This window comes from Actinomyces polynesiensis (assembly GCF_000820725.1).
GTDB lineage: Bacteria > Actinomycetota > Actinomycetes > Actinomycetales > Actinomycetaceae > Pauljensenia > Pauljensenia polynesiensis.
Genome location: NZ_CCXH01000299.1, coordinates 1 through 5,641 on the forward strand (window position 1 = coordinate 1; position 5,641 = coordinate 5,641).

The window sequence follows — 5,641 nt, forward strand, 5'->3', positions numbered from 1 at the left end:
CCTCCGCCGCGGTGCCGCCGCGCAGGATGACGGCGTTGCCAGCCTTGATGGCGAGACTGGCGGCGTCGACGGTGACATTGGGGCGGGCCTCGTAGATCATGCCGATGACACCCAGCGGCACGGCGACCTGCGTGACACGCAGGCCGTCCTCGGTGACGTTGCCGCGCACGACGCGACCGACGGGGTCGGGCAGGGCGGCGACCTCACGCACGGCTGCGGCGATCCCGCTGAGGCGGGCGGCGTCGAGTGCAAGTCGGTCGACGAGGCCCTCGTCCATGTGCTCGGCGCGTGCGCGGGCCACGTCCTCAGCATTGGCGGCCCGGACCTCGGTGGACCGGTCCTCCAGGGCGGTCGCCATGGCCTCCAGGGCGCGGTCCTTCACCCGGGAGGTGGCAGTGGCGAGCACACGGGAGGCGACGCGGGCGGCGTCGGTGAGGGCGGAGATATCAGGGGTCTCGGTCATGTCGCAATGATTCCACAGCAGGTGGGGCGGGATGGGCGGTGGCTGGCGGTGCAGGGCTGGGTCTGGAGCGTGAGGGCGGCGGGGTCGCCCTCGTGGGCGGGAGCGGAAGCGCAAGGCCTCCGGGGTCGCCCTCGTACTCGGGAGTGGAAACGCAAGGCCACCAAGGTCGCCCTCGTACGCGGGTCGTGTCCCGCGCGGAGCAACGCAGACCTGCGGCCTGCGAGAGCGCCGATCCCTGGTCTCCCGACGCCCCAACATTCCGACATCGCGAGCGTCCCCCGAAGCAGCTCGCTGGTCCCCACCCACACGGGCGAGGACCAGCGAGTTCAGCGACTGCCGCCTGCGCGAGAGGCAACCCCGGGCACTGCCCCACTCACGGAGCCGACGTCCCGGCGATCACCTCTGCGCGCGGCGAGTGGCTCAGGCCTGCTTGGTGGCCTCGATCTCCAGGGTGATGGCGATCTTGTCGCCGACCAGCATGCCGCCGGCGGCCTGTGCCTTGTTCCAGGTCAGGCCGAAGTCCTTCCGCGAGATGGTGGTGGTGCCCTCGAAGGCGGCGCGGTCGAAGCCGAAGGGGTCGGTGGCCGTGCCCTCGAAGGTCACGTCGATGTCGACGGGCTGGGTGACGCCGTGGATGGTGAGGTCGCCCGAGAGGACGAACTCGTCGCGCGTGCCGGAGACGCCGGTGGAGGTGAAGGTCCACTCCGGAAACTTGTCGACCTCGAAGAAGTCGGCGGAACGGAGGTGGTTGTCGCGGTCGGTGTTGTTGGTGTTCACCGAGGCGGCGTTGATGGTGGCCGTGGCGGAGGAGCCCTCGGGGGTGGTCTCGTCGGCCACGTTGATGGTGCCCTGGAAGTCGTCGAACGCGCCGCGGGTCTTGCCGATGCCGGCATGGCGGACGGTGAAGCCGAGGGTGGAGTGGGTGGGATCGATGGTGTAGGTCGTCATGAGTGCCTCCGAAGTGGTGTGGAACGGACTCGACCGGTCCGTCTGATTTGTTGACTCCGCAACCATATCCGGAAGTGGTCACGATGTCACGACGATTCGCGCGCGTCCCTTTGAAACTAATCACATGCGATGTTCCGGTCGGCGGGTGGGCCAGGGGGTGGGTAGGTGCCCTTCTGGGCCTCCGTCCACGGGTTCGGAGTCGCCGTGGGGAGCACCATGGCAGAGTCTCACCCAGCGGGTGTTGACGAAGTGGGGTCTCGACGAGGTTTCGCGACCCTCAGAGCCGATTCTGGGCGTCCAGACCCCACTTCGTCGTCATCGGGGTGGATCCCGTGGAGTGCATGACGGAGCGAGGAAGCACGATCATCGTGACGTTCCTTCGTGTCATCAGGCCGGGCCAGGCCAGGCCGACTCCAACGCACTCGTTGAGTGCTCTCAATCTCGCGCGCGGAGGACGTACCGCGGGGCGGAACTGGACGGATCTCGGCGCAGGAAGGGACGGACCTCAGTGCCTGAACTGAGCGGACCTCAGTGCCCGAACAGAGCGGACCTCGTCGGGGAATGAGGGCTCAGAGGAGGACGGCGAGGTCGTCGCGGTGGACGATGGGGCGCGGGTTCTCCCAGCCGGAGCGCAGCAGGTCGCGGGCACTCAGCCCGGCCATGGCGGCCACGGTGTCGGAATCGTAGGACACGATGCCGCGCGCCACCAGGCCACTGGGCCCCGCGATGTCCACGACGTCACCGGAGTCGAAATGGCTGATCACCTGGCGCACGCCCGCCGCCAGCAGCGACTTTTTGCGAGCCGTGATCGCCTCGACCGCGCCCTGGTCCAACAGCAGCTCCCCCCGCGAGGGCGCGGCATGCGCGATCCACAGGGTCCGCGAGGCCGGCCTCTGCCCGGTCGGCTCGAACCAGGTACCCACGCGCTCACCACGCAGGGCCTCCCCCAGCCGGTCGGCATGCGTGAGCAGCACACCGATGCCGGAGGAGGTGGCCATGGTCGCGGCCTGCACCTTGGTGACCATGCCGCCCGAGCCCACCTTGGAGCCCGCTCCCGTGACCAGCACCGAGCGCAGCTCGTCGTGCGAGCCCACCGTCGGCACCAGGTGCGCACCGGGCGTTCCCGGCGGTGCGGTGTAGAGCCCGTCGACATCGGTGAGCAGCACCAACGCATCGGCGGCCACCATCTGGGCCACATAGGAGGCGAGGCGGTCGTTGTCACCGAAGCGGACCTCACGGGTGGCCACGGTGTCGTTCTCGTTGATGATGGGCACCACCCCGAACCCCAGGAGCTTCTCCAGCGCCTGGCGGGCATTCGTGTAGTGGTCCCGGCGCATGACGTCGTCCGTGGTCAGCAGGACCTGGGCGACGTGGCGGTGGTGGGACTGGAAGGCCGCCGACCAGCGTGCCACCAGGAGGCCCTGCCCCATGGCGGCAGTGGCCTGGGCAGTGGGCAGGTCACGAGGGCGAACCCCCAGCCCCAGCGGCTCCAGACCCGCAGCGATGGCACCTGAGGAGACGATGAGGATCTCGCGGCCGCCCTCGCACCACTGCGAGGCGAGCCTCGCCACGACGTCGATGCGGTTGAGGTCCAGTCCCCCGTCCTCACGGGTGAGCGAGGAGGAACCGATCTTGACGACCACGCGGCGGGCGCCGGCGAGACCGGTCAACCCGGCGTCAGCAGCCGGGCTGCCAGAGCTCGCGGCGACGCCGGACCCGGTGCCCGATCCCCCCGGTCCCGCGTGCCCGGCGCCGGTGGCGCTCACTTGGAGTCCTCACCCGCGTCGGTCCACACGCCTGCCTCACGCTCGGTCCACAGCTCCTGGCGGGCCTCGGCCTTGGCGTCCATGGAGTCGTAGTAGCGCTCCCGGCGTTCCTTGCGCGTGAGTCGCTTGTTCTCGTCGATGCGCAGGTCGGTGCCGCGCTGACCGAGCAGCTCCGGACCCGTGGACAGCGTCGGCTCCCAGTCGAAGATCACGCCGCCCACCAGTTCGCCGATGACCACGGTGTCCCCGGGCACGGCTCCGGCCTTCATGAGCTTGTCCTCGACACCGGCAGCGGCCAGACGGTCGGCCAGGTAGCCCACGGCCTCGTCATTGGCGAAGTCGGTCTGGCGCACCCAACGCTCCGGCTTCTCGCCACGCACCTGGTAGACGACCTCCCCCGCGTGCTCCTGCCGCTTGACGGTGACCTCGTCGCGGGAGCCGACGGCACGAGGGCGGATCACGGGACGGGCAGCCTCCAGCGTGGGCAGCAGGGCGCGCTGCTTCTCCACCAGCTCCGCCAGGGCGAAGGAGAGGGGCTTGAGCCCCTCGTGAGTCACCGCCGAGACCTCGAAGACGGGCCAGCCGAGTTCCTCCAGCTCCGGGCGGCAGACCTCGGCGAGCTCGCGCCCGTCGGGGATGTCGATCTTGTTGAGCACCACCACACGGGGGCGTTCCATGAGGGGCACGTACCCTTCGACCTCGCCGAGGTCGCCCTCGTAGGCCCCCAGTTCCGCCTCGATGGTGCGCAGGTCCGCCAGCGGTTCCCGGTCGTACTCGAAGGTCGCGGTGTCCAGGACGTGCACGATGACGGCGCAGCGCTCGATGTGGCGCAGGAACTCCAGGCCCAGTCCCTTGCCCTGGGAAGCGCCGGGGATCAGACCGGGAACGTCGGCCATGGTGAAGCGCGAGTCGCCCGCCTGCACGACACCGAGGTTCGGCACCAGGGTGGTGAAGGGGTAGTCGGCGATCTTGGGGCGCGCCTGGGACATGGCGGCGATCATGGAGGACTTCCCCGAGGAGGGGAAGCCGACCAGGGCCACGTCCGCCACGGACTTCAGCTCCAGGACGACGTCGCGTTCCTCACCGGGCTCACCCAGCAGGGCGAAGCCGGGGGCCTTGCGCTTCTTCGAGGCCAGGGCCGAGTTGCCCAGTCCCCCTCGTCCGCCCTCCGCGACCACGAAACCGGCGCCGGCCCCCGTGAGGTCGGCGAGCAGCTCCCCGTCGGTGGACTTCACGACGGTGCCGTCGGGCACGGGGACGATGACGTCGTCGCCGTTGCGGCCCTGGCGGTAGTCGCCCATGCCCTGGGTGCCGTTTCCGGCGCGCTGGTGGGGGCTGCGGTGGTAGGTGAGCAGTGTGGTCACCTGGGGGTCCACCACGAGGACGACGGAGCCGCCGTTGCCGCCGTCGCCGCCGTCGGGTCCACCCAGTGGCTTGAACTTCTCGCGGTGCACCGATGCGACGCCATTGCCCCCGTCACCGCCTGCGGCGTGGATGGTCACTCGGTCGACGAAGCTCGGCACGCGTCCTCCTGGATGGGCTCGGTGTTCACGGTGATTGGTGCCAATTGTGCACGAGGGGCGCCCGGCTGACGCCGGACGCCCCTTGAAGTGCTCGTGCGGTCTGGCTCAGGCCTCGACCGGCTCGACGACGTTGATGACCCTGCGGTCACGCTTCGTCGAGAACTCCACCGCGCCGGCCTTCAGCGCGAAGAGCGTGTCGTCCTTGCCACGGCCGACGTTGGCGCCGGGGTGGAAGTGGGTGCCACGCTGACGGATGATGATCTCGCCGGCATTGACCGTCTGACCACCGAAGCGCTTGACGCCGAGTCGCTGCGCGTTCGAATCGCGACCGTTGCGGGAGGACCCGAGGCCCTTCTTGTGTGCCATCTCAGTGGGTGCTTTCTACTCGATGCGGGGGACGGTCAGGCGATCTCGGTGATCTTGACGACCGACAGCTTCTGACGGTGTCCCTGGCGCTTGCGGTAGCCGCTCTTGCTCTTGTACTTGATGATCGAGATCTTGGGGCCCTTCGCGGCCTTCACGACCTCAGCCTTGACGCTGACCTTCTCCAGGCCGGCCTTGTCAGTGGTGACGGCGTCGCCGTCCACCAGCATCAGCGGCTGGAGTTCGATGCTGGAGCCGATTTCATCGGCCAGCTTGTCGACGACCACGACGTCACCGACGGACACCTTTTCCTGTCGGCCGCCGGCCTTGACGATCGCGTAGACCACGTTGGAGCTCATCTCTGTCTCGTTCGGGACAGGACCCACTCCTCGACGTCGACCCCGGGGGGCCGGAAACGGAGGGACGGATCCCGCTGGCGCCTGTGTGCGCCGACGGTCCAATCTAGCCGATCCGCGCGGGACCGGGCAACCCGCGGCCCACCCCGGAGGGCGCGGTGGGCCTGTGTGATTCCACACGGGTCGCGAGTTCGCGACACGCGGGGCTGATCCCTTGGGACG

5 protein-coding genes and 1 pseudogene are annotated in these 5,641 nt (G+C 69.3%); all 6 read right to left on the reverse strand.

All coding sequences use genetic code 11. The features are described 5' to 3' along the window. Window positions 1-463, reverse strand: a pseudogene (locus tag TA90_RS12495) (glutamate-5-semialdehyde dehydrogenase); the annotation flags it as partial. Window positions 464-883: 420 nt separating this feature from the next. Next, on the reverse strand, window positions 884-1,411 hold the full coding sequence (locus tag TA90_RS12500) for a YceI family protein (RefSeq protein WP_043536969.1): 528 nt from the start codon (window positions 1,409-1,411) through the stop codon (window positions 884-886). Window positions 1,412-1,980: 569 nt separating this feature from the next. After that, complete coding sequence (gene proB / locus TA90_RS12505) at window positions 1,981-3,081, reverse strand: glutamate 5-kinase (RefSeq protein ID WP_043536978.1); 1,101 nt, start codon at window positions 3,079-3,081, stop codon at window positions 1,981-1,983. 92 nt (window positions 3,082-3,173) lie between these two features. Further along, window positions 3,174-4,700 (reverse strand): GTPase ObgE, encoded by a 1,527-nt coding sequence (obgE, locus tag TA90_RS12510; protein WP_043536971.1) that lies wholly within the window; start codon window positions 4,698-4,700, stop codon window positions 3,174-3,176. 105 nt (window positions 4,701-4,805) lie between these two features. Next, the gene (gene rpmA / locus TA90_RS12515) at window positions 4,806-5,066 is read right to left on the reverse strand and encodes a 50S ribosomal protein L27 (RefSeq protein ID WP_043536973.1); all 261 of its coding nucleotides are present in this window, start codon (window positions 5,064-5,066) and stop codon (window positions 4,806-4,808) included. Window positions 5,067-5,101: 35 nt separating this feature from the next. Further along, complete coding sequence (rplU, locus tag TA90_RS12520) at window positions 5,102-5,422, reverse strand: 50S ribosomal protein L21 (protein ID WP_043536976.1); 321 nt, start codon at window positions 5,420-5,422, stop codon at window positions 5,102-5,104. Window positions 5,423-5,641 lie beyond the last annotated feature (219 nt).